This is a genomic window from Chromobacterium haemolyticum DSM 19808 (assembly GCF_000711885.1).
GTDB lineage: Bacteria > Pseudomonadota > Gammaproteobacteria > Burkholderiales > Chromobacteriaceae > Chromobacterium > Chromobacterium haemolyticum.
This window is the reverse complement of record NZ_JONK01000034.1, coordinates 25,776-47,937: the sequence shown is the minus strand read 5'-3', so window position 1 is coordinate 47,937 and position 22,162 is coordinate 25,776. Positions and strand designations below refer to the sequence as shown.

Sequence of the window (22,162 nt, the reverse complement as noted above, 5' to 3'; positions counted from 1 at the left end):
TGTGTCCGCATGAGCGAACTGAATTTTCCCATCGACGCCACCGTGCGGCTGGTGGGCGGCAAATGGAAGTGCGCGATACTGTGCCACTTGTCCGAAGACAGCCGGCGCACCGGCGAACTACGCCGTTTGCTGGGGGGAGTGTCGCAGAAGGTGCTGACCGAGCAGCTGCGCGAACTGGAGCGCGACGGCCTGATCGCGCGCACGGTTTACGCGGAAGTGCCGCCGCGGGTGGAATACCGCTTGACCGAGCTGGGCGACACGCTGCGGCCAGTGATAGACGCGATGTGCGCCTGGGGCGCTTTCTACCTGGAGCGGCCGGCGGCGGGCGTATAATGCGGGCGCGATAAAACCAGAAAAGGGCTGTCCCGTGAAACTTGCGCCTCTCCTCGTCACCTCCCTGCTGGCCGCGACGGCCGTCAACGTTTGGGCCGCTCCGCTGAAGCTGCGGGTGCTGGAAACCTCCGACGTGCACATGAACTTGCTGGATTACGACTACTACCAGGACAAGCCGACGCAGGACTTCGGCCTGGCGCGCGCCGCGACATTGATCCGCGCGGCGCGGCAAGAGGCGCCCAACAGTCTGCTGATAGACAACGGCGATCTGCTGCAGGGCAATCCGTTGGGAGACTTGGTGGCCAAGATCCAGCCGCTGCGCGCCGGAGAGGTTCATCCCGCCTATAAAGTGCTCAACTGGCTGCGCTACGACGCCGGCAATATCGGCAATCACGAATTCAATTACGGTTTGCCCTTTCTGGGTCAGGCGCTGAAGACGGCGGCTTTCCCCTACGTTAACGCGAATGTGGTGGACGCCAAGACCGGCCAGCCGTATTTCCAGCCCTATGTATTGCTCAAGCGGGAGTTCAAGGACGAGGACGGCCAGCCGCAGACGCTGAACATCGGGGTGATCGGCTTTGTGCCGCCGCAGATCATGCAGTGGGACAAGGCCAATTTGCAGGGCAAGGTGGAAGTGCGGGACATCGTCGACACCGCGCGCCGCTATCTGCCTGAACTCAAGCGCAAGGGCGCCGACATCGTGATCGCGGTGCCGCATTCCGGTTTTGAAAAAGGCGAGAGCGCGCGCTTTGCCGAGAACTCGGTGGCTGGTCTGGCCGAGGTGGCCGGCATCGACGCCATTCTGTTTGGCCACGCCCACGCGGAGTTCCCGTCCGCCGCCTTCGCCGGCTACCCCAAGGTGGACCTGGCCGCCGGCACCATCAACGGCGTGCCGGCGGTGATGCCGGGACGCTGGGGCGACCATATCGGCGTGGTGGATCTGGTGCTGGAGCGTGGCGACGCCGGCTGGAAGGTGAGCGGCAAGCAGGCCGCCCTGCGGGCCATCTACGACAAGAAAGCCAAGCGGCCGCTGGCGGCCGCCGAGCCCAAGGTGGCCGAGTTGATCGCCGCCGAACACCGCCAGACGCTGGACTATGTGCGCGGCAAGGTGGCGGAAACCCGCGCGCCGATTTACAGCTACTTCGCCCAGGCGGTGGACGACCCGTCGGTGCAGATCGTGGCCGAAGCTCAGGCCTGGTATGTGAAGAACGCGGTCAAGGGCACCGAGTACGAAGGTTTGCCGGTGTTGTCCGCGGCCGCGCCGTTCAAGGCCGGCGGCCGTCAGGGCTGGAATTACTACACCGATATCCCGGCCGGCCCGCTGGCGATCCGCAATCTGGCCGATCTCTACATCTACCCCAACACGCTGAAGGCGGTGAAGGTCAGCGGCCGCGAAGTGCGCGAATGGCTGGAAATGTCGGCGGGGCAGTTTCTGCGCATCGATCCCAAGGGCCCCAAGACCCAGCCGCTGTTGAATCCGGAATTCCGCTCCTACAACTTCGACAGCATCGCCGGTGTCAGCTATGAGATCGACGTCAGCCAGCCGGCGCGCTACGACGCCGACGGCAAGCTGGTTGCGCCGAACAGCCGCCGCATCGTCAAGCTGAGCTATCAGGGCAAACCGATAGACGAGGACGCCAGCTTTTTGGTGGCCACCAACAATTACCGCGCCTCCGGGGGCGGCCATTTCCCCGGTATAGACGCCAGCCGCGTGGTGGTGGATTCGCCGGACGAAAACCGCGCGGCGGTGGCGGCTTATCTGGCCGAGCGCAAAGTGGTGGACCCGGCGGCCAAACCTGCCTGGCGCATTCAGCCCGTGGCCGGCGTCGCGATGCGCTTTGACACCGGCGCAGGCGCGCTGCGCTATCTGGCGCGCCAGCCGCAGTTCCGCCTGGCCGCGGAGCATGGCGATGGTTCGGTTAGCCTAGAATTGGTGGAATAAGAGAAAGGGTCAAGAACCTGTTCTTAGTCTGCTGCGCTTCGTGAGCCGCGACACGGCGAGTGCGGTTTCGAAATGCTCAACCGTATGCGCACTCTGCTGTCTCAGCCGTTTTCGCCCGGTCTCGCCTTGGATCGCGAGACTTTGAACAGGCTCTAAGCCTGTTCCCGAGTCGTGCCGTTGGCAATATCGGGAATGGGCGATACCGTCAGTTCCCCGCGTCGATGCAGCTGGCTGCGGACCTCGGCCGGCTGCAGCGCCTCCCGCAGCCGCGCCAGCGCGGCGTCGATGCGGGCTTGACCGCACATGAACAGGTCCAGCGCGGCGTAGCCGTGTTCCGGCCAGGTGTGGATGCTGAGGTGGGACTCCATCAGCAACAGGATGCCGGTGACGCCCTGAGCCTCGCCGAAGTGGTGGACGTGGCCGGCCAGCACGGTGGCGCCGGCGGCCTGCGCCGCCTGGCGCAGCGCGTGCTCCACCTGGGCCGGGTCGCTGAGGCGCTGCGGCGGACAGCCGTGAAAATCCGCCAGCAGGTGCCGGCCAATCGCCGCTTTCATTTATGGCCGCCGCCGCCGCTGCCCCAGCCGGAGGAGCCGCCGCCGCCGCTACCGCTGCTCCAGCTGCGCGAGCCGGTGCCGCGGTTAGTGTTGTCCATATTGGAGAAATTGATCATGGTGGTGATTGCGATCACCAGCAGGCAAAAGGCTTTATAGAGTCCTGGCGACATCGGCTTTCATTCCTTCTGCTTGAGCGGGATCGCCAGCACGCAGCAGGCGAAGAAGCAGATCAGCAGTCCATCGCCGATATCCTGGCTCAGCAAGGCCAGCGGCAGGTTGATCAATAACAGCACCAGGCCGAACTTGACGGCGATGGCCTTCAAGTCTTCGCCCTCGCCCTCCGTGGCGGAGAATCCCGATTCTATCGGCGTCGCGCTGCCAAACCAGCGGCCCACCTCGACCGAGGTGGCCAGGCTGCTGCAGCTCCAGGTCAGCTCGTGCGCCGACAGCTCGCGCGACAAGCGCTTTTGGCCGCCGGAGATCTGGTATTCGCTGAGCTCAACCTTGTCGCCCAGCTTGGCGCGCCAGGGAAAGGCGCCGGCGGCGTAGACGATGCGGGCCGCGTAGTCGGGATAAGCGCGCTGATAGGCTTTGTTGCCCAGCATCGCGTAATCGGCGCGCAGGCTGTCCACCCACACATCCATCAACTCGCCGATAAACCAGCCGTCGCCGCTCTCCACCAGCCAGCGGAAGCCCTTGTCCACGTTGTAGAGCAGGTATTCGCACCAGCGGCTGTCCGGGTCTTCCTCCTCCGCCCACACCAGCGCGCCGGTCAGCGTCCATGGCAGCTTGTCTATGGTGGCGGTTTTGCCCAGTTCCAGCGTCAGCGGCGTGTCCAACTGCTGTTGTGCGGCGCCCAGCGCCAATGCGCGGTCGCCGCTGGCGTCCACCTGGGTGTGGCAGTGGCCGCACACCAGTTGGGTGGCGGTGCCGGCGCGGTAGCTCAGCGGCGCGGCGCAGGAGGGGCATTCCAGCGAGGCGACGCTGCCTTTCAGCTTGCCGGTGGCTTCTTCTATCATCCGCGTGTCGCGCAGCCGCTCCATGTGCAGCTGCGGCAGCGTAACGGCGTTGCCAAGGAAAAGCTGAGGCTTTTGCGGGTCGTCGGAGTAGTCCAGCGTCAGGAATTGCGCCTGGCGGCGCGCGTCCACCACCTTGGCTTGCCAGCCGGCGCCCACCTGGAACGGCAGTTCGCCTTCGCCGGCGGTGCATTCGGCGGTGCGCACATCGGAAATCACGAAGTCGGCGTCGCCGTGGCGGAAGACGGCGCCGGGACGCTGGCTATCGAAGCCGCCGGCTTCCTGTGTCGCGCCGCCGGCCAGCGTCAGCGTGTATTGGCCGACGCTTTCCGACAGCCAGCCGTCGCCGCCGTCGTCGAACAGCAAATACCATTCGTTCCACAGGCCGGCGTCGTAGCGCAGCTGGATGCGGCCGACGACGTTGAAGCCGCGGCCCAAGTACTGGCCGCAGCTGGTGATTTGCAGCGGCGAATAATCATTGAGCAGCGCCGCCATCTTGCCGATGTCGCGCACGCTGTCCGCGTCGCGGAGCAGCGTGCTTTGGCAGTAAGCGCACACCGCCATGGCGGAGGCTTCGGACTTGAACTCGACATCGGCGCCGCAGGAGGGGCAGGCAATACGGTACATGCGCTAGCTTAACCCACCAGTTTTTTCAGCACGTCGGCCTTGGCCGCGTCGTAATCCGCCTGTGTAATCAGCCCCTGGTCCAGCAGGCCCTTGAGCTGAGCCAGCTTGGCTTGCGGATTGTCCGCCGCCGGGGCGGCGGCCGGAGTCTGCGGCGCGGCGGCCTGGGCTGTCTGCGCGGCGGGCGTGGCCTCCGGCTGCACAACTTGTTGCATGGCCTGACCCATTAACTGGCCGACGCCTACGCCGGCCGCCAGCCCGGCGCCAAGGCCGGCGATGCCGCCCTCGTTCTGCGCCGCCAGCGGAATGCTTTCCGCCGCCTGGTAGCGGGTGTACTGATTGAGGTCGCCGGCCATGCCCATGGCAATGCGCTTGTCTATGGCTTTTTGCAGCTCTTCCGGCAAGGAGATGTTTTCCACCGCGAAGCTGTCCAGCGCCAGGCCCAGGCGCTGGAAGGCCGGGACCAGCGCCTCGCGGATCTTGTCCGCCATCAGGCCCTGATTGCCGGCCATGTCGAGGAAGGGCACGCCGCTGCCGCCCAGCACGCTGCTCATGGTGGCCACCACCTGATTGCGCAGCTGCAGCTCCAGATCATCGCGGGTGTAGCTGTCGCGGGTGCCGCTGACCTCGGTGAAGAACAGGCGCGGATCCGCGACGCGGTAGGAATAAACGCCGAAGGCGCGCAGCCGAACCATGCCGAAGTCCTGATCGCGTATGGTCACCGGCTGGGCGGTGCCCCATTTGCGGCCCAGTTGCAGCCGGGTGCTGAAGAAGTGCACGTCGGATTTGAAGGGGGATTCGAACAGCTTGTCCCAGTTCTTCAGATACGTCAGCACCGGCAGGGTCTGGGTGGTCAGCTTGTACATGCCGGGTTCGAACACGTCGGCGATCTTGCCTTCGTTGATGAACACCGCCGCCTGCGACTCGCGCACCGTCAGGCTGCCGCCGTACTGAATCTCGTTGTCCTGCATCGGATAACGCCAGGCCAGCACGCCGTCTTCCTGCTCCTGCCATTCCAGAATGTCGATGAACTGCTTCTTGATGAAAGACATCAGGCTCATAGTGTTTGCTCCAGTTGAAGAGGCGCGGCCGGGTTCAGGACAGGCTGCCGGCGTTGATCAGGCCCACGGCGAGGTGGATGGAACCGGCCAGGATGCCCATCGCCAGATTGTTGTCTATCAGCGCGCGGCTCAGATCTTTCAGGCAGCGCGCCACCACCATGTGGACGACGATCTGCACCAGCATGGCCAGCAGCGCCCACAGCATGAAGCTGTTCCAGTTGTTCAGGTGCCAGGCGCTGGAGGCCAGCGTCAGCGAGAAACCCAGCAGCGCGCCGGCGAAGGAGACGGCGGCGGCGTGGCCGTTGTCGCGGATCAGCTTCAATTCGTCTATCGGCGTGATCCAGCAATAGAGCACCGCGAATAGCGCCAGCAGCGCGAGGCCGCTGCCCATATAGGTCAGGTAGGCGAGCAGGGCGGGCAGGAAGGCGGCAATCATGGTCAGGCGTCCTTTGTCGATGCGGTGTGCGGGCGGCGGTTGGCCGCGGGCTGGGGCATAATGGCGGCTATTTTACCCACAATGACAATCCAATGCGAAATCGCTTGCTGATAGTATCAGTGTTTATCGTGGCCTCCTGCGGCTTGGCCTACGAGCTGATCACCGGCGCGCTGGCCAGTTACTTGCTGGGCGACTCGGTGTTGCAGTTCTCTTCCATCATAGGTTGTTACCTGTTCGCCATGGGCGTGGGCTCCCACTTGTCCAAGTATGTGAAGGACGAGCGGGTGCTGGATGCCTTCATTGAAATCGAGCTGTTGGTCGGCCTGATCGGCGGCATGTCCGCCGCCGTGTTGTTCTTGGTGTTCGCCTGGGCCGGCGAACCGTTCCGGCTGGTGCTTTACGGCCTGGTCTTCGTGATCGGGGTGCTGGTGGGCATGGAGATCCCGCTGGTGATGCGGGCGATGAACCAGCGCCAGGCGAGCTTTTCCGAACTGGTCAGCCAGGTCTTGACCTTCGACTACCTGGGCGCGCTGGCGGTATCGCTGCTGTTTCCGCTGGTGCTGGCGCCCAAGCTGGGCCTGTCGCGCAGCGCACTGTTGTTTGGCTTGCTCAACGCAGGCGTGGCGCTGTGGGCCTGTCGCGCTTTCCGCCATGAGTTGCGTCAGCCCGGCCTGCAGCTGGCGCGCAGCGGCGTGGTTTTGCTGCTGCTGGCCGGCGGCTTCCTGGCCTCCGATCACCTGACGCGCTGGAGCGAGAAAGCCGTGTACGGAGACGAGATCATCCACGCCGAGACCACGCCCTACCAGCGTTTAGTGATCACCAAGTGGAAGAGCGATTTGCGGCTTTACATCAACGGCAATCTGCAATTCTCCAGCCGCGACGAACACCGCTACCACGAGGCGCTGGTGCATCCGGTGCTGGCCAAGCTGCCATGGGCGCGTAATGTGCTGGTGCTGGGCGGCGGCGATGGCCTGGCGGTGCGCGAGATGCTGAAATACCGCAATATCCAGCGCATCACTCTGGTGGACCTGGACCCGGCGATGACCCGGCTGTTCAGCCGTTCCGAACCGCTGCGCGCGCTGAACCAGGGGTCCTTGACCGATCCACGCGTCACCGTGGTCAACGACGACGCCGCGCGCTGGCTGGAGCAGGACCACGGCAGCTTCGACGCCGTCATCGTCGATTTCCCCGATCCGTCCAATTTCGCGCTGGGCAAACTGTATTCGGTGCCGCTGTACCGGCTGCTGGCGCGCCACCTGGCGGAAAACGGCCTGGCGGTGGTGCAGTCCACCTCCCCGATGCACGCCCCGCGTTCGTTCTGGAGCGTGGACGCCACCTTGCGCGCCGCCGGCCTGCATACCACGCCTTACCACGCCTACGTGCCTTCCTTCGGCGAATGGGGCTTCATTATCGCCGCCAAGAAGCCGGGCTATACCCCGCCGGAGCGCTACTCGGTGCCGCTGCGCTTTCTGGACAAGGAGGCCACGCGCCAGATGTTCTTCTTCCCGCCCGACATGCCGCGCTGGAAAGTCTTGCCCAATGAACTGAACAATCAGCAATTGGTGCACTACTTCGAGCAGGACTGGTCGCAGGTGCTGCGCTGATGCGGCGGCGCGAGGTCTTGCGGCTGGCGGCGGCGCTGGCCGGCCTGCCCCTGTTGTCCGGTTGCGAACGCGTGTTGTGGCTGGGCGTGCCCTTGCGCTTGAACTGGCCGGGCATGGCGGCCGGCCACCGGCTGCGCGGCGGCATGACGCCGCCGCCCCCCCGCGACGAGCGCCGCTGCCGCGTCGCCATCGTCGGCAGCGGCGTGGCCGGCCTGTTCGCCGCCTGGCGGCTGCGCAAGGAGGGCTTCGACGATGTGGTGGTGCTGGACGGACCGGAGCCGGACGGCAACGCCGCCGCCGGCGCCTTCGGCGGCTATCGCTACCCAACCGGCGCCCACTATTTGCCGCTGCCCTCGATGGAGTCGCGCCATGTGCGCGAGCTGCTGGCAGAGATGGGGGTGATCGAGTCCGATCCCTTCGGCGCGCGGCCGCGTTTCGACGAACGCGTGACCGTGCACGCGCCGGACGAGCGGCTGTGGGTAAACGGCCACTGGCAGGAAGGCCTGCTGCCGCGGCTGGGCATGGGCGCGGACGAACTGGCGCAGCAGCGGCGTTTTCTCGCCCAAACCGCCGCCTGGCGCGAACAGCGCGGCCGCGACGGCCGCCGCGTGTTCTGCGTGCCGGTGGCTTTGTCCTCGCAAGACCCGGCCTGGACCGCGCTGGACCGGCTGAGCTTCGCGGACTGGCTGCGCGCCAACGGCTACACCGCGCCGGGCCTGCTCTGGTATCTGGATTACTGCTGCCGCGACGATTACGGCAGCGCGCTGGCCGCCACCTCGGCCTGGGCCGGCCTGCATTATTTCTGCAGCCGCGGCGGGCTGGGGGCCAATGCGGAAGAAGGGGCGGTGCTGACCTGGCCGGACGGACTGAATCCGCTGATACGCCATCTGCGCGCCCGCATCGGCGCTGAGCGGCAATGGCCGGGCGTGGCTTGGCGGACGGCGCCGGCGGGGGCCGGCATGGCGGTGGATTATCTGGACGCGGCCGGCGACAGCCGGCGCCTGCTGGCCGAGCGGGTCATCCTGGCGACGCCCTTGCATGTCAGCCTGCACCTGAGCGGTCAATTGCCGGAGTTGGGCTTCGAGCGCCGCCACCTGCCGCCGCGCGCGCCGTGGTTGATAGGCAATTTCCTGATCGACCGTTTTCCGGCGGAGCCGGCCGCCGCGCCGCTGGCCTGGGACAATGTGGTGTACGGCAGCCGCGGGCTGGGCTATGTGGTATCCACCCACCAGCTGATCCGCGCCGCCAAGCCGGAGCGCAGCGTGTTCACCAGCTACCACGCCTTCGCCGACCTGGCGCCGGCGGATGCGCGTAAAATGCTGGAAGCCGCCAGCGCCGAGGATTTGTTTGCCACCGCCGCCGCCGATCTGCAGACCGTCTACGGCTGGCGTTTCCGTCAGTCGCTGCTGCAGGTGGAGCTGACCGCTCGAGGTCATGCGATGGCCAGCCCGGCGCCGGGTTTTTTGTCCAACCCTGGCTTGCAAGCCTTGCGCGCGGCCGACGGCCCGTTGCTGTTCGCCCATTCCGATCTCAGCGGCCTGTCGCTGTTCGAAGAAGCCGCGTGGTGGGGGGAGCAGGCGGCCTTGAAGGTGCTTGGCGCATGAGAGCCTGTTCAACGCAGCTGCGCTTCGAGAGACGTGACACGGCGGGAACCGCATTCGAAATGCTCATATACCACTGATCATTCCGCTTTCTCAGCCGCAAGGTCGCGTCTCGCTCTTGTTTGCGAGTCCTTTGAACCGGCTCTGAGGCTGCAAGCGCCTGATGTTCCACGTGAAACCCGGATAGAACGATGAGCGAAACCCTGATCTCTACTGAAAAACTCACCGCCGCATTGCAGCGTTTCGCCGATGAACGCGACTGGAATCGCTACCATACGCCGCGCGGCCTGATGCTGGCCTTGGTGGGAGAGGTGGGCGAACTGGCGGAAATCTTCCAGTGGCTGAGCGACGAGGAGGCCGCCTCGCTGCGCGAGGACCCGGCGCGCTTCACCCATCTGCAAGAGGAGATTGCCGATGTGTTGCTCTATCTGACGCGGCTGGCGATGGTGACGGGCGTGGATCTGGACGCGGCGGTCCGCGACAAGATGGCCAAGAACGCCATTAAATACCCTGTGCCAACGGCCGGCTGAGTCTAGGTGATGAAAACGGCTAAGCTGAAGCCACGGTACGCGAGTGCGCGACGCGGCCAGCTTCTATAGTGGATTCAATCAATAGCTGGAATGCATAAATGTCCGAGCAAATCAACCGCCTGCGCCAGATGCTGGAGCAGGCGGAAACCATTGTGGCGCTGACAGGCGCCGGCATGAGCACCGAGTCCGGCATCCCCGACTTCCGTTCCGCCAACGGCCTATGGTCGCGCAGCATGAGCCTGGCCGAGGTGGTGTCCATCGATTATTTCCGCCGCGATCCGGAGTCGTTCTGGCAGGCCTTCCGCGAAATCTTCCGCATCAAGTTGATTGGCGATTACCAGCCCAACGCCGGGCACCAATTTCTGGCGGAACTGGAGCAACAGGGCAAGCGGGTGACGGTGCTGACCCAGAACATTGACGGTCTGCACGCTCGCGCCGGCAGCGGCGAAGTATTGGAGCTGCACGGCAGCTTGTTGACCGCTAGTTGTCCCAGTTGCGACACCACCCACGCGCTGGATTACGTGTTGCACCATCCTTTGCCGGTCTGCCGGTTCTGCCACGATGTGCTCAAGCCGGACGTGGTGCTTTACGGCGAGGCGGTGCCCTTGATCGAATTAGCGTTCGACGCCGCCTTGAAGGCAGACCTGCTGTTGGTGATGGGTTCGTCGCTGGAGGTGTCGCCGGTCAACTTGATTCCTTTGGAAGCCGCGCAGGCCGGCGTGGCCACCGCCTTGATCAATTACACGCCCACGCGCATGGACCACGTTTTCGACCTGCGCATCATGGGCGGCATTGGGGAGACCTGCCGCGCCTTGGCCGGGGCCTGAGAATCTGTTCAAAGTCCGCTGCGCTGAGTGGAACGCCGCACGGTGAGCGCTCCTTCGAAATGCTCATGTACCGCTCGACCATTCCGCTTTCTCAACTGTTTTCGCCTTGTCCCGCTCTTGCTCGCGAGGCGTTGAACTGGCTCTGAAGAGCTGTTCGCTCCGGCTTGCGGGATTTGGCCAGACGCGGAGTGCGCGGGCGGCGGAATAAGGGCGGCGAATCTTCGCATTAAAATTCATTTGGTATTTCTGTGGCAAGCTCCTATCTTTAAACATGTTGCAAAACCGTTGAAAAGGGGAATTTACAAATGGATGCCATTAACTGGAGTCACTGGGCCGATCTGGCGGTGAAAATCGGCCTCAACATTTTGTCGGCCATCTTGCTGTGGCTGGTGGGCCGCTGGCTGATCAATTTCGCTACCCGGATGCTGGACGCCAAGCTGGCCAGCAAGTCGCTGGACCACACTATTCGTCAGTATGTGAAGTCTTTCCTGGATGTGACGCTAACCATTGTGCTGGTGATCGGCATCCTCGGTTTCTTCGGGGTGCAGACCACGACCTTCGCCGCAGTGATCGCCGCCGCCGGCGTGGCGGTTGGCATGGCCTGGAGCGGCTTGCTGGCCAACTTCGCCGCAGGCATCTTCCTGGTGGTATTGCGGCCGTTCAAAGTGGGCGACTTGGTGGGGGTGGCCGGCGTCGTCGGCACGGTCAAGCACATCGGTCTGTTCGCCACCGCGGTGGATACGCCGGACGGGGTGCTGACCTTGATCGGCAACAACAAAATCTTCTCCGATACCATCCAGAACTTCAGTGTCACCGAGCAGCGTCGGGTAGATCTGAAAGCCCAGTTGGCCGCCAGCGCGGACCACGCCGCGGCGATAAGCTTGTTGCGGGAAACGGTGGCCAAGGTGCCCAATGTGCTGGCCAGTCCGGCGCCGGACGTGGGCCTGCTGGAGTTCACTCCCTTGGGGCCAGTGCTGGCGGTGCGGCCTTATTGCAAGCCGCAGGACTATTGGCAGGTGTATTTCGACAGCAATCGCGCGATTCGCGAAACCCTGGTCGCCGGCGGTTTCCCGGCGCCGGAACAGGCGATGGTGGTGCGTCAGAGCTGAGCGCTGCGGGAGTAATGCGACAACGGGGCCGACGGCCCCGTTTTGCTGCGTGCTTGCCGGTTTAGCCGGCGCCGTTCTGGCGCGCGAATTCGTCTGTCTGCCGCTTCAGTTCGGGCAGCAAGCGCTTGCTGATGTCCTCCATCAGCACGGGACCGGTCTCCGCCAGGATTTTGGGCATCAGCCGTAACATCTTGCTGCCGGTCGGGGTTTGGTAGAAGGCGTTCATTTCGCGGATCTCAGCGACGTTGAAATTTCTGCTCAAGGCCTGGACCTGTACTTCATTCATCAATTTGCGCGTTTCTGGGGAGCGGAAATAGGCCTGCTGGATTTTCAGAACCTGCTGCAGGAAGGCGCCGACCTTGCTTTTGCAGCCAGGCGTTTGCGCGCAGTCCGGCAGGTTTTGCCACAGCTGTTGCTCCATCTGCTGCTGCATGGTGGCCTCCATCTGCTGCATCGTCTGCACGATCATCTCGTCGTAGCGCATGGTTTGCAGCAATGCTTTGGCGGCGACGACACTGTCTTCGGCGGCGAGCAAGGGGGAGGAGTGAAGCAGGACGGCGCTCAGGCCGGCGGCGAGAAGGGGGCGAAGGCGCATGGCCGTTTCCTCATCTTGGATGAAACGGCCATGCTGATGGCTTGGGTGAGCAGCGTCAACCGGGCGGTTCGTCTCAGAACCTGTTCACGATCTGCTGCGCTGCGTGAAGCGTTGCACGGTGAGTACAAGCTCAAAATGCTCATGTACCACGTGTACATTCCGCTTTTTCGCTCGTTTTCGCCTTGTCTCGCTCTAGCGTGCGAGATGTTAAACATGTTTTCAGGAGGCCGGCGGGAAATCGCCCATATCCTGGCATTGCTCCACCCACAAGGTGTCTGGTCCGGAGTTGGGGATGTACACCTGATTGACCGGCGACGGCGGGTAATTGGCGTCCGGCGCGCAATCGGCGCTTTGGCCGGTGCCCACCGCCACTTGCGCCCCCACTTTGAGTTGGCAGCGCACCATGCGATTGAGCTGGCTCCAGCTTGGGCAGATGGCGTTGGCGGCGCGGTAGGCGGCCACCGAGCCTTGCGGCTGGCTGAAAGACCACCAGCGGCCCAGCCGCGAATTGACCTTATTGTTGTCGTACACGCGGTAGACCGTCACGGTTTGATCCGCCGGCTCCTGGCGTCGCACTTGGCCGGTGCACAAGCCGCCTTTGCCGGGCTGTCCCAATGCGCTGTTCAGCAGATCGGGATTGTCCACCGCGGCCATGCCGGGCAAGGCCGGCTGGATCTGGCCGACACAGCGGTCGTTGCCGGGCGTGGCCGCGCAGCCGAGCAGGAGCGCGCAGGCGGAAGCGAGCAGCCAGTGGCGAGGAGTCAGGGGCATGGAGGGTCTCCTTATTGGATCGTTCGAGTTTTTGGGTTGGCGGCAGAACACCATTTTTAATATTAGAAAATGCGATTGGCATTTTCAATTTGAAACAGGCATAGCCGGCAGAAAGAACGGGCAGGAAAAAAAGAGGGCGTCGACCATGGTCGACGCCCGCAAGCTGTAGGAACACTCGGGTACTACGTTTACAGCAACTTCAATCCGTTCAACTTAGACCTGCTAACAAAACCCCTGATACTGCATTGCGCCCCCCTTGCCGTACGACTGGTATTGCCTGCGTCGGCGCGCCTTGCCTCAGCCGTAAAACTGAGTTTTGTTAGAGGCTCTTAGGCCACCTGGCGGTTCTTGCCTCCCGGCTTCAGTTCGCTCAGCAACTGCGCCTGTTTGCTCTTGGCTTGCTGGTAGTTGCGCTCCTTGATGTGGCCGAAGCCGCGCACGCCTTCCCAGGTTTTCACCAGCTCCACCGCGCGCGGCAGCGCATCCAGCGTCAGTCCGCTCAGCAAGTCTTCCACCTGCCGCTCAAACTCGCCGATCAGCCGACGCTCCAGCTTGCGGTCGGCCTGCCGGGCAAACGGGTCCAGCAGGGTGCCGCGCAGGAAGCGCAGCTTGGCCAGCCACTTCATGCCGGTCAGCAGCCAGGGGCCGAATGCCACTTTGCGCGGCTGCCCGCCGGTAATCCAGCCGGCGCCGATGTGGAAGCGTAGCTGGTAATCGCCGTCAAACTGCTGCGCCAGCTCGCGCTGGAAGCCGCCGTCTGTGTAGAGCCGGGCCACTTCGTACTCGTCCTTGTACGCCAGCACATGGTAGTAATTCTTGGCCACCGCCAGCGTCAGCGCGCTGCTTGCCGGGTTCAACGCTTCCTCGGTCTGACGCACCCGCGCCACCAGCGCCTTGTAGCGTTCGGCCAGCGCCGCGTTCTGATAGGCGGTCAGCGCGGTGGCGCGATGGTGCAGCACGGCGTCAGGGGTTTCACGTGGAACGAAGGCCACCACCGCCGACGGGCTGACTAGCGCTTCGATTCGCGCCGGATCGTGGGCGGCGTGACGGCCCCAGCTGAAGGCGTCCTGGTTGAACTTGACCGCGGCGCCGTTCAGACGCACCGCTTCCATGATTGCTTCCAGCGTCACCGGCACCAAGCCCTTTTGCCAAGCGTAGCCAAGCATGAACATATTGCTGGCGATGGCGTCGCCCAGCAGGGAGGTGGCCAGCCGGGTGGCGTTGACCTCGCTATAGCGGCCGGCGCCGACAGATTCGACGATGGCGTCCTTCATCGCCTTGCTGGGGAAGCGCACATCCGGGTTCTTAAGGAAGGCGCTGGTTGGCGATTCGTAGTTGTTGACGATGGCGTGGCTGAAGCCGTCGCGCATTTTGGCCAGCGCCTCCTCGGCGGCGGTCACCACCAGGTCGCAGCCCAGCACCAGGTTGGCGTCGCCGGCTGCGATGCGCACGGCGTGCAGCTTGTCCTGGCTGTCGGCGATGCGCACATGCGACCACACCGAGCCGCCTTTTTGCGCCAGGCCGGCCATGTCCAGCACGGTGACGCCTTTGCGGTCCAGATAGGCCGCCATGCCCAGCACCTGGCCTATGGTGACCACGCCGGTGCCGCCCACGCCGGTGACCATGATGCTGAACGGTTCGTGGAGTTGCGGGATCGTCGGTTCCGGCAGTGTGGGCATCGCGCTCAGGCTGGCGCTGCTGCCGGCGGATTTCTTCAGCTGGCCGCCTTCCACGGTGACGAAGCTGGGACAGAAGCCTTCTACGCAGGAGTAGTCCTTATTGCAGCTGGACTGGTCGATCTTGCGCTTGCGGCCCAGCGGGGTTTCCACCGGCAGCACCGACAGACAGCCGGATTTCTGGCCGCAGTCGCCGCAGCCTTCGCATACCTGCTGGTTGATGAAGGCGCGCTTGGCGGGGTCGGGGAAATCGCCGCGTTTGCGGCGGCGACGCTTCTCGGCGGCGCAGGTCTGATCGTGGATCAGGATGCTGGTGCCCTCGACTTCGCGCAGTTCTTTTTGCAGCCGGTCCAGCTCGCGGCGGTGGAATACTTCCACGCCGGCCGCCAAGCCCTGGACGTTCTGGTATTTGTCCGGATCGTCGCTGGTGATCACGATGCGCTTGATGCCTTCCGCCGCCAGTTGGCGGGTGATCATCGGCACGTCCAGATAACCGTCCACATGCTGGCCGCCGGTCATCGCCACCGCGTCGTTGTACAGGATCTTGTAAGTGATGTTGACCTTGGCGGCCACGGCGGCGCGTATGGCCAGCAGACCGGAGTGGAAATAGGTGCCGTCGCCCAGATTGGTGAAGATGTGTTTGGTGTGAGTGAACGGCGCCTGGCCCACCCAGGTGATGCCTTCGCCGCCCATCTGGGTGAAGGTCTTGGTGCTGTCGGCCTGGATCCAGTGCGCCATGTAGTGGCAGCCGATGCCGGCGACGGCGCGGCTGCCTTCCGGCACCTTGGTGCTGGTGTTGTGCGGACAGCCGGAGCAGTAGTGCGGAACGCGGGCGATGGATTCGCGCGGTTTGACCAGTTGGGCTTCCTTGTCGTCGTAGAACTTCAGCCGGTCGTGGATGATGGGGCTGTCGAAGATCAAGGCCAGCCGGCCGGCGATGGCGCGCGCTATCATCGCCGGGGTCAGTTCGCCGGCGGCCGGCAGCAGCCAGTCGCCGTGGGGCAGCGCCCATTCGCCTTTTTCGGCGAACTTGCCCACCACGCGCGGCCGCACGTCGTCGCGCCAGTTGTACAGCTGCTCTTTCAGCTGGTATTCGATGATCTGGCGTTTTTCCTCCACCACCAGGATTTCTTCCAGTCCTTCGGCGAACTGGCGCACGCCTTCCGGTTCCAGCGGCCACACCATGCCCACCTTGAAGATGCGCAGGCCGATGTCGGCGGCCAACGCCTCGTCTATGCCCAGATCATCCAGCGCCTGCATCACGTCCAGATAACTCTTGCCACAGGTGATGATGCCCAGCCGCGGCTTGGGCGAATCCAGAGTGATGTGGTTCAGATTGTTTTCGCGCGCGTAAGCCAGCGCCGCGTACAGACGGTGGTGCAGCACGCGTTTTTCCTGCGCCAGCGGCGCGTCCGGCCAACGGATGTTGAGGCCGTCCTCGGGCAAGGGGAAGTCTTGAGGAATCTTGAACTGCAACCGTTCCGGCGAGATGTCGACGATGGCCGAGCTTTCAATGGTGTCCGAGATCGCCTTGATGGAGACCCAGCAACCGGAATAGCGGCTCATCGCCCAGCCGTGCAGGCCGTAATCTATGATTTCCTGCACCCCGGACGGGCTTAGCACCGGAATCATGCTGGCGGCCAGGATGTGGTCGGATTGGTGCGGAAAGGTGGAGGATTTGGCCGCGTGGTCGTCGCCGGCCACCAGCAGCCCCCCGCCGTAACGGCTGGTGCCGGCGGCGTTGCCGTGCTTGAGCACGTCGCCGGAGCGGTCCACGCCCGGGCCCTTGCCGTACCACAGGGAATAGACGCCGTCGTATTTGGCGCCATCGAACATATTCACCTGCTGAGTGCCCCAGACCGCGGTGGCGGCCAGGTCCTCGTTAAGGCCGGGATGGAACACGACATTGTGCTCCTGCAGGTATTTGCCGGCCTTCTGCATGGTTTGGTCTACGTTGCCTAGCGGCGAGCCGCGGTAGCCGGTGACGTAGCCGGCGGTATTGAGCCCGGCGGCGCGGTCGAGTTGTTGTTGCAGCATGGGCAGGCGCACCAGCGCCTGAATCCCGGTCATCAGCACCTGGCCGGTGGGGGCCGTGTATTTTTCTTCCAGGTCTGCGTGGCGGATCGACATGGTTTCTCCTCCTGTCATTCTCGGGCGCGTCCCGCGGGCGCTTGCGCCGCGCTGTGGACGTCCCATCGCTTGTGGCGATGGGGCCGGCCTGCGCCTTGTGGGCGCGTGCGGCCGGCCTTCTCCTTAAGTTTTAGACCCGCTGGCCCGACGCCACCGCCCCTAAGAACATATTTACGATCGTAAACAGCCTCTACCCAGGGCGGCGGCTCGGTGTGTCTGCGCCCGCCGCATGGTTGCGGTCTATGCGGCGCCGACGGCTTCTCCTTTGTTGTCAGCGGTTGAGCTCTATCTCCAGCCGGTGTTGTTTTTGATCGCCGGCTGCTTGGCATGTCGGCGCGGTCCCAGGTCCGGGGCTGGATTCTAGAGTCTTTTCTCTATTTGATCGGACTATAAGTTACGTTTACGTCAACGTCAAAGAGATTGACTGATGTGGACGTCGACTGCGGCGATTGTGCCAGCGCAGCATGCTTGTCATCTGGAAAGTCATTGTTTTAAATAATGAACAATCTGTTGATTGAATAGCGGTTTTTCCGCTGTGGCAATTTGGTTAAGCTGTCATCCTGACCCCTCCCTTGCTGTGTGAAATTCCATGAGTTCAAATTCTTCTACTTCCGAAAGCGGCCGCGGCGTCGTTTTCACCGTTGCCGCCTTCATCTGTTGGGGTCTGTTTCCGCTGTATTGGAAGCCGCTGCACGATGTCCCGGCTTTGCAAATTCTGTGCCACCGCATTGTTTGGTCGGCGGTGTTCGTCGCTGCGGTGCTGACCGTGCGCAATCATTGGGGCTGGCTGCCGGCGGCGGTGCGCGAACCCCGCAAGCTGGGCATTTTCGGCCTGTCTTCCTTGCTGCTGTCGTTGAACTGGCTGATCTACATCTGGGCGGTGAACGCCGGCCACGTGGTGGAGGGCAGCCTGGGTTACTTCATTAATCCGCTGTTCAACGTGCTGCTGGGCAGGCTCTTTCTGTCCGAGCGTCTGAGCGGTTTGCAGAACACCGCCTTGCTGCTGGCGGCGGGCGGCGTGGCCTGGATCACCTACAGCGCCGGGGCGTTGCCGTGGATCGCGCTGTCGCTGGCGGCCACCTTCGGCCTGTACGGTCTATTGCGTAAGAAAGCGCCGCTGGCTTCGCTGGAGGGGCTGGCGTTGGAAACCTTCCTGATGACGCCGCTGGCGGCGGGTGCCTTAGTCTGGTTCGAATGGCAGGGACAGGGGGCTTTCGGTCATGGTTCCGCCGTGCAGACCAGCTTGCTGATCGGCGCAGGCGTGGTGACCGCGGTGCCTTTGTTGCTGTTCGCCGCCGGCGCGCGCCGGCTCAAGCTGGCTACGGTGGGAGTGATTCAGTACATCGGCCCCAGCATCCAATTGGCGTTGGGCGTGTTGTTGTTCGGTGAAGCGTTCGACAGCGGTCGTGCCATCGGCTTCGGCCTGATCTGGGCGGCATTGCTGTTGTACTCCATCGCCGGATTACTGCAAATGTGGCAGGGGCGGCGCGCCGCAGCGGCCTGAGTTTTCCCCCGCCAGAGCAGCCCGCGTTTCGCAAGAAACGCGGGCTGTTTTCATTAGGAGAGTTTGCTATAAACCACTCAATGGGCCGTCGCCGGGCACTTCCGGTTCCGGCCCATTGCCGAGCCGAATCCGGCCCGTGTCCGCAGTTCCATAGCTCCGAGCGCGGCCGCACCGCGCCGCCGATGCATCGTTATGATGCCGTTGCCGCCCTGATTGCCCCAAAAACAAGCATTCGCTCCGAGCCGCCTTCGTGCTGCCGGCGGCGGAGTGACATGGTCAATATTTTGCAAGGAGGCGCGTCATGGCGCTCTATCTGGTTAGCGTGGTTTTCTTTGGTTCGGACCTTTTGATCCGCTTGGCCCTGCGCGCGCGTTCCCGCGCCTGGGTGGGCGCGGCCTTGGCGGCGGGTTTGTTGCTGGCTTGCATGCTGTATCCGATGCTGAGCGATTGGGCCTTGCCCTATATGCCGGACGAGCACGGCATGCAGATTTACGCGGCGCTGGTGGGCCTGCAACTGGGGCTGACCGACGCGGCCATTTCCACGAGCCTTGCCCGTTATCTGGGCTGGTGGCGCTGAGCGACGAGGCTGGACGGCCGCGTCGGAGGGCGTGGCCGCTGCTGTTTTCGCGTCATGCCATTAGAATGTTTCACGCAGATTATGCTTGACGTCATGCCGGCCCGGTAGCAGACTGCGCAGCGTCGCCAGGCCCCACAAGCTTGACGGCGCATGCCGGACGTCTTTCCGCTCCCCGCGGGCCAGCCGTCCATGATCTTTATCGTTCTTTACAGGTTACGCCATCATGGCATTGTTCTTTATTCCCCTGTCGCGTCACTTGCTGCGCAACATCCTCGGCAACGACCACGCGGCGTCGGCCGATAAGGCATGGCAAGAAAGCCAGGCTCAGCACCAAGATCAACAAATGCAACACCAGCGCCAGGAGCTGGAACAGCGCATTCACCGGCTGAGGCTGGAGAAGGGCGGCTTATGTTGAGCCCCTTGCTCTACAGTCGGCGCCTGATGCTGCGCGATTTCCGCCCGGACGATCACTCGGCCTACACGATGGCGCGCAGCGGCCGCGAGTTCGCTCGTCATTACCCGCCTGAAGAAGTGACGCCGGCGCGCAGCGGGCAATTGTTGTTGCGCTTTTTGGAACAGCAGCGCGACACCCCCCGCCGTGGCTGGCAGCTGGCCATTGTGCGCGGCGAAGACAAGGCGCTGCTGGGCTCGGTGGGCTTGCGCGGGCTGGAGCGCGGCGGCGAAGCCAGCTTCGGCATCGAGCTGGCGGAATCGGCCTGGGGCCAGGGCTACGCGCTGGAAGCGGCGCGGATGATGCTGGACTTCGGCTACCGTCAGCTGGGCTGGCACCGGATCTGGGCCGATTGCGCGCCGGGCAACATCGCCATGTTGCAATTGGCGCGACGGCTGGGTTTTGTGGTGCAGCCGCTGGGCGCGGAGCCGCGGCTGAGCTTGCTGTTGTCGGCGGTGCCGCCTCCGTTCTCGGGTCCTCGGCGCGAAGTGCTGCAATGGGCCGCCGCCAGTTGTTAGGCCCGCTAAAAAACCCCTGACGCTGCGTTGCGCCGACTTGTCGCACTCATTGTACTGTCTGCGTCGGCGCGCCTGGCCTCAGCCATAAAACTGAGTTTTGTAAGCGGCTTTTAGAGCCTGTTCAAAGTCTCGCGAGCAAGGGCGAGACAAGGTGAAAACCGTTGAGAAGGCGGAGTGTGCGTTCGGTACATGAGCATTTCGAAGGGGTACTCGCCATGTAAAACTCCACAACGCGCAGCAGATCGTGAACAGGCCCTTAACGATGGGCGCGGCCGGCGCTTGACCCATGTGGAACGCTCGCGCACACTCAATGCAAATTTCATAAACAGACTGTCCCGGCCTGCCGCAAGCGGCTGATGGACAGCGCAAAGGAGAGTAGTAAGATGACAGCGATTGCCGAACTGCGCGCGGAGTTCGACCAGCTCAACCGCGATTACCTGGCGGTGCACAAAACCAAGGAAGACCTGTTCTGGGACACCTATATGGCGGTGTCCGACGACCACGACGGTTTCGCCCGCGCCGAAGCCGACTACAAGGCCTTTATCTCCAGCCCGGAGCGGCTGGCGGCGGTGCGCGCGGCCTTGGATCGTTTGCAGGCGCAGCCGGCCGGCGCGGAGCGCGACGCCTTGCTGCACGGCTATCAGGGCTGGCTGGCGCTGTTTGAAAGCAACATCATCGACAGCGCGGCGGCGCAGGAACAGATGCGCCGGCTGATCGAGATGGAGGCCGGGTTGTTCGCCAAGCGCCGCGACCTTGCGCTCAGCCACATCAACGAGCGTGGCGAGCGCGAAGAGGCGACGCTCACCATGCTGGCCATCAATATGGCCACCAACCCGGATCTCGCCGCACGTAAAAGCTCGCACGACGCCTTGCTCGACCTGGAGCGCTGGGTGCTGGACAACGGCTTTCTCGACATCGTCAAACAGCGCAATGCGCTGGCGCGCAGCCTGGGCAGCGCCGATTATTTTGAGCACAAGGTGCGCAAGAACGAGCAGATGACGTCGGATGAGCTGTTCGCCGTGCTCGACGATTTCGAAGCGCGCACCCGCGATGCCAATCAGCGGGCGCTGCGGCGCTTGGCCGACGACAAAGGCGCGGACGCGCTGCTGCCGTACAATCTGCGCTTTCACATGAGCGGCGACGTGACCCGGCAGATGGATCCCTATCTGCCGTTCTCCAAGGCGGTGGAACGCTGGGTGCTGAGTTTTCGCCGGCTGGGCGTGCAGTATCGGCAGGCCACCATGCAGCTGGACCTGGTGGAGCGCAAAGGCAAGTATCAGAACGGCTTCTGCCACGGGCCGGTGCCCAGCTACTACGACGACGGCCGCTGGGTGCCGGGCCGGATCAATTTCACCGCCGACGCCACGCCGGATCAGGTGGGCAGCGGCGCGCGGGCGATCAATACCTTGTTCCACGAAGGCGGCCATGCCGCTCACTTCGCCAATGTGATCCAGAACGCGCCGTGCTTCTCACAGGAGTTCGCGCCCACCTCGATGGCTTACGCCGAAACTCAGAGCATGTTCTGCGACAGCCTGCTGAACGACGCCGATTGGCTGAAGCGCTACGCCCGCAACGCCGCGGGCGAGGCGATGCCGGACGCGCTGATCCGCGCGCGCATCGAGGCGACCCAGCCTTTCTTCGCCTTCTCCGAGCGGTCCATCGCCGTGGTCGCTTACTTCGAGCGCGAGCTGTACCGGCTGCCGGAAGCGGAACTGACGCCGGAGACGGTGTTGGCGCTGGCGCGCCGCTGCGAGCGCGAGATCCTGGGCGTCGAATGCGGCCCGCGGCCACTGTTGGCGATTCCGCATTTGTTGAACCAGGAGTCGGCGGCGTCTTATCACGGCTATTTGCTGGCGCATATGGCGGTGTATCAGACCCGAGCCTACTTCCTGCGCGAATACGGCTACCTGACCGACAACCCGGCGATCGGCCCGCTGCTGGCCGAACATTACTGGGCCCCGGGCAACAGCCTGGATCACGACGCCACTTTGCTGAGCCTGACCGGCGAGCATTTCAACGCTCGATACCTGGCGGAGGCCTGCGACCTCAGCGTGGACGAGGCCTGGCGCGAAGCGGAGCGGCTGATCGCCGCCGCCGCGGAACGGAACTACGCGCGGGATTACCCGGAGCGGCTGGACGCGACGATACGGCTGGTGCATGGCGCCGAGCTGATCGCCGACAACACCGCGGGGGAGGCTGAAATGTGCCGTCGTTTCGAGGCGTGGGTGGGGGAGCGTTACCCAGCCGCGGCGCACTAAGAGCCTGTTCATAATCTGCTGCGCTGCGGCGGTACGGCGTTGAAA

General features: G+C 63.8%; 20 protein-coding genes. 12 read left to right on the top strand and 8 right to left on the bottom strand.

The window, feature by feature from the left end:
• Window positions 1-9: 9 nt before the first annotated feature.
• Together BR71_RS17250 and BR71_RS17245 are read left to right on the top strand one after the other, a co-directional pair.
• On the top strand, window positions 10-333 hold the full coding sequence (locus tag BR71_RS17250; protein ID WP_043640423.1) for a winged helix-turn-helix transcriptional regulator: 324 nt from the start codon (window positions 10-12) through the stop codon (window positions 331-333).
• Between the two features lie 34 nt (window positions 334-367).
• Window positions 368-2,275, top strand: a complete 1,908-nt coding sequence (locus tag BR71_RS17245) for a bifunctional 2',3'-cyclic-nucleotide 2'-phosphodiesterase/3'-nucleotidase (protein ID WP_043640420.1) — start codon at window positions 368-370, stop codon at window positions 2,273-2,275.
• 152 nt (window positions 2,276-2,427) lie between these two features.
• Here the strand turns inward: BR71_RS17245 and speD are convergent, their stop codons facing one another.
• The 5 genes from speD to BR71_RS17225 are packed head-to-tail and all read right to left on the bottom strand — an operon-like array spanning window position 2,428 to window position 5,966.
• Window positions 2,428-2,829, bottom strand: coding sequence for an adenosylmethionine decarboxylase (gene speD, locus BR71_RS17240; protein WP_043640418.1), 402 nt, complete (start codon window positions 2,827-2,829; stop codon window positions 2,428-2,430).
• Window positions 2,826-2,999 (bottom strand): hypothetical protein, encoded by a 174-nt coding sequence (locus BR71_RS24295; protein ID WP_156039022.1) that lies wholly within the window; start codon window positions 2,997-2,999, stop codon window positions 2,826-2,828. Before BR71_RS24295 ends, speD begins: the two co-directional genes overlap by 4 nt.
• Before the next feature lie 6 nt (window positions 3,000-3,005).
• Window positions 3,006-4,472: a DUF4178 domain-containing protein gene (locus tag BR71_RS17235; RefSeq protein ID WP_043640415.1), complete on the bottom strand. Its 1,467-nt coding sequence runs from the start codon at window positions 4,470-4,472 to the stop codon at window positions 3,006-3,008.
• A gap of 8 nt (window positions 4,473-4,480) precedes the next feature.
• Window positions 4,481-5,524 (bottom strand): SPFH domain-containing protein, encoded by a 1,044-nt coding sequence (locus tag BR71_RS17230; RefSeq protein ID WP_196783877.1) that lies wholly within the window; start codon window positions 5,522-5,524, stop codon window positions 4,481-4,483.
• 40 nt (window positions 5,525-5,564) lie between these two features.
• Entirely contained in the window at window positions 5,565-5,966 is a 402-nt protein-coding gene (locus BR71_RS17225) for a DUF350 domain-containing protein (RefSeq protein ID WP_043640409.1), read from the bottom strand.
• Between the two features lie 92 nt (window positions 5,967-6,058).
• Between BR71_RS17225 and BR71_RS17220 the strand changes: the two genes are divergently transcribed.
• From BR71_RS17220 to BR71_RS17200, 5 genes are all read left to right on the top strand, one after another.
• Window positions 6,059-7,570, top strand: a complete 1,512-nt coding sequence (locus BR71_RS17220; protein ID WP_043640407.1) for a polyamine aminopropyltransferase — start codon at window positions 6,059-6,061, stop codon at window positions 7,568-7,570.
• Window positions 7,570-9,174: an FAD-dependent oxidoreductase gene (locus BR71_RS17215; protein WP_043640404.1), complete on the top strand. Its 1,605-nt coding sequence runs from the start codon at window positions 7,570-7,572 to the stop codon at window positions 9,172-9,174. Before BR71_RS17220 ends, BR71_RS17215 begins: the two co-directional genes overlap by 1 nt.
• A 188-nt stretch (window positions 9,175-9,362) precedes the next feature.
• On the top strand, window positions 9,363-9,701 hold the full coding sequence (locus BR71_RS17210) for a nucleotide pyrophosphohydrolase (protein WP_043640400.1): 339 nt from the start codon (window positions 9,363-9,365) through the stop codon (window positions 9,699-9,701).
• Window positions 9,702-9,799: 98 nt separating this feature from the next.
• Window positions 9,800-10,528, top strand: a complete 729-nt coding sequence (locus tag BR71_RS17205; RefSeq protein WP_043640395.1) for an NAD-dependent protein deacylase — start codon at window positions 9,800-9,802, stop codon at window positions 10,526-10,528.
• Window positions 10,529-10,833: 305 nt separating this feature from the next.
• Window positions 10,834-11,637 (top strand): mechanosensitive ion channel family protein, encoded by an 804-nt coding sequence (locus BR71_RS17200; protein ID WP_043640392.1) that lies wholly within the window; start codon window positions 10,834-10,836, stop codon window positions 11,635-11,637.
• 61 nt (window positions 11,638-11,698) lie between these two features.
• Here BR71_RS17200 and BR71_RS17195 read toward each other — a convergent pair whose 3' ends face one another.
• The 3 genes from BR71_RS17195 to BR71_RS17185 all read right to left on the bottom strand — a co-directional run bounded on the left by BR71_RS17195 (window position 11,699) and on the right by BR71_RS17185 (window position 16,809).
• The gene (locus tag BR71_RS17195) at window positions 11,699-12,232 is read right to left on the bottom strand and encodes a DUF2059 domain-containing protein (protein ID WP_043640389.1); all 534 of its coding nucleotides are present in this window, start codon (window positions 12,230-12,232) and stop codon (window positions 11,699-11,701) included.
• 219 nt (window positions 12,233-12,451) lie between these two features.
• Complete coding sequence (locus BR71_RS17190; RefSeq protein WP_043640386.1) at window positions 12,452-13,003, bottom strand: hypothetical protein; 552 nt, start codon at window positions 13,001-13,003, stop codon at window positions 12,452-12,454.
• Between the two features lie 329 nt (window positions 13,004-13,332).
• Window positions 13,333-16,809, bottom strand: coding sequence for an indolepyruvate ferredoxin oxidoreductase family protein (locus tag BR71_RS17185; protein ID WP_043640383.1), 3,477 nt, complete (start codon window positions 16,807-16,809; stop codon window positions 13,333-13,335).
• Window positions 16,810-17,398: 589 nt separating this feature from the next.
• On the opposite strand from BR71_RS17185, the gene rarD reads away from it, so the two are divergent.
• The 5 genes from rarD (at window position 17,399) to BR71_RS17160 (ending at window position 22,117) form a co-directional block, all read left to right on the top strand.
• A complete protein-coding gene (gene rarD / locus BR71_RS17180; RefSeq protein WP_043640379.1) occupies window positions 17,399-18,313 on the top strand; it encodes an EamA family transporter RarD in 915 nt (304 codons plus the stop codon).
• 301 nt (window positions 18,314-18,614) lie between these two features.
• Window positions 18,615-18,890 carry a hypothetical protein gene (locus BR71_RS17175; RefSeq protein WP_019100417.1) on the top strand — a complete coding sequence of 92 codons (276 nt, stop codon included), beginning with the start codon at window positions 18,615-18,617 and terminating at the stop codon, window positions 18,888-18,890.
• A 223-nt stretch (window positions 18,891-19,113) separates the two neighbouring features.
• Entirely contained in the window at window positions 19,114-19,305 is a 192-nt protein-coding gene (locus BR71_RS24500; protein WP_043640377.1) for a hypothetical protein, read from the top strand.
• Entirely contained in the window at window positions 19,299-19,859 is a 561-nt protein-coding gene (locus BR71_RS23070; protein ID WP_052370751.1) for a GNAT family N-acetyltransferase, read from the top strand. The genes BR71_RS24500 and BR71_RS23070 overlap by 7 nt, the downstream gene beginning before the upstream one ends.
• 383 nt (window positions 19,860-20,242) lie before the next feature.
• Window positions 20,243-22,117, top strand: a complete 1,875-nt coding sequence (locus BR71_RS17160; RefSeq protein WP_043640375.1) for a M3 family metallopeptidase — start codon at window positions 20,243-20,245, stop codon at window positions 22,115-22,117.
• Window positions 22,118-22,162: the final 45 nt, after the last annotated feature.

Excerpts from the sequence above, each read along its gene's own strand:
- BR71_RS17215 (WP_043640404.1), top strand. The coding sequence starts at position 7,570 with ATGCGGCGGCGCGAGGTCTTGCGGCTGGCGGCGGCGCTGGCCGGCCTG.
- BR71_RS24500 (WP_043640377.1), top strand. The coding sequence starts at position 19,114 with ATGGCATTGTTCTTTATTCCCCTGTCGCGTCACTTGCTGCGCAACATC.
- BR71_RS17185 (WP_043640383.1), bottom strand. The coding sequence starts at position 16,809 with ATGTCGATCCGCCACGCAGACCTGGAAGAAAAATACACGGCCCCCACC.
- BR71_RS24295 (WP_156039022.1), bottom strand. The coding sequence starts at position 2,999 with ATGTCGCCAGGACTCTATAAAGCCTTTTGCCTGCTGGTGATCGCAATC.
- BR71_RS17220 (WP_043640407.1), top strand. The coding sequence starts at position 6,059 with ATGCGAAATCGCTTGCTGATAGTATCAGTGTTTATCGTGGCCTCCTGC.
- BR71_RS17195 (WP_043640389.1), bottom strand. The coding sequence starts at position 12,232 with ATGCGCCTTCGCCCCCTTCTCGCCGCCGGCCTGAGCGCCGTCCTGCTT.
- BR71_RS17250 (WP_043640423.1), top strand. The coding sequence starts at position 10 with ATGAGCGAACTGAATTTTCCCATCGACGCCACCGTGCGGCTGGTGGGC.
- BR71_RS17190 (WP_043640386.1), bottom strand. The coding sequence starts at position 13,003 with ATGCCCCTGACTCCTCGCCACTGGCTGCTCGCTTCCGCCTGCGCGCTC.
- BR71_RS17235 (WP_043640415.1), bottom strand. The coding sequence starts at position 4,472 with ATGTACCGTATTGCCTGCCCCTCCTGCGGCGCCGATGTCGAGTTCAAG.
- BR71_RS17160 (WP_043640375.1), top strand. The coding sequence starts at position 20,243 with ATGACAGCGATTGCCGAACTGCGCGCGGAGTTCGACCAGCTCAACCGC.
- speD (WP_043640418.1), bottom strand. The coding sequence starts at position 2,829 with ATGAAAGCGGCGATTGGCCGGCACCTGCTGGCGGATTTTCACGGCTGT.
- BR71_RS17210 (WP_043640400.1), top strand. The coding sequence starts at position 9,363 with ATGAGCGAAACCCTGATCTCTACTGAAAAACTCACCGCCGCATTGCAG.
- BR71_RS17175 (WP_019100417.1), top strand. The coding sequence starts at position 18,615 with ATGGCGCTCTATCTGGTTAGCGTGGTTTTCTTTGGTTCGGACCTTTTG.
- BR71_RS17205 (WP_043640395.1), top strand. The coding sequence starts at position 9,800 with ATGTCCGAGCAAATCAACCGCCTGCGCCAGATGCTGGAGCAGGCGGAA.
- BR71_RS17225 (WP_043640409.1), bottom strand. The coding sequence starts at position 5,966 with ATGATTGCCGCCTTCCTGCCCGCCCTGCTCGCCTACCTGACCTATATG.
- BR71_RS23070 (WP_052370751.1), top strand. The coding sequence starts at position 19,299 with ATGTTGAGCCCCTTGCTCTACAGTCGGCGCCTGATGCTGCGCGATTTC.
- BR71_RS17200 (WP_043640392.1), top strand. The coding sequence starts at position 10,834 with ATGGATGCCATTAACTGGAGTCACTGGGCCGATCTGGCGGTGAAAATC.
- rarD (WP_043640379.1), top strand. The coding sequence starts at position 17,399 with ATGAGTTCAAATTCTTCTACTTCCGAAAGCGGCCGCGGCGTCGTTTTC.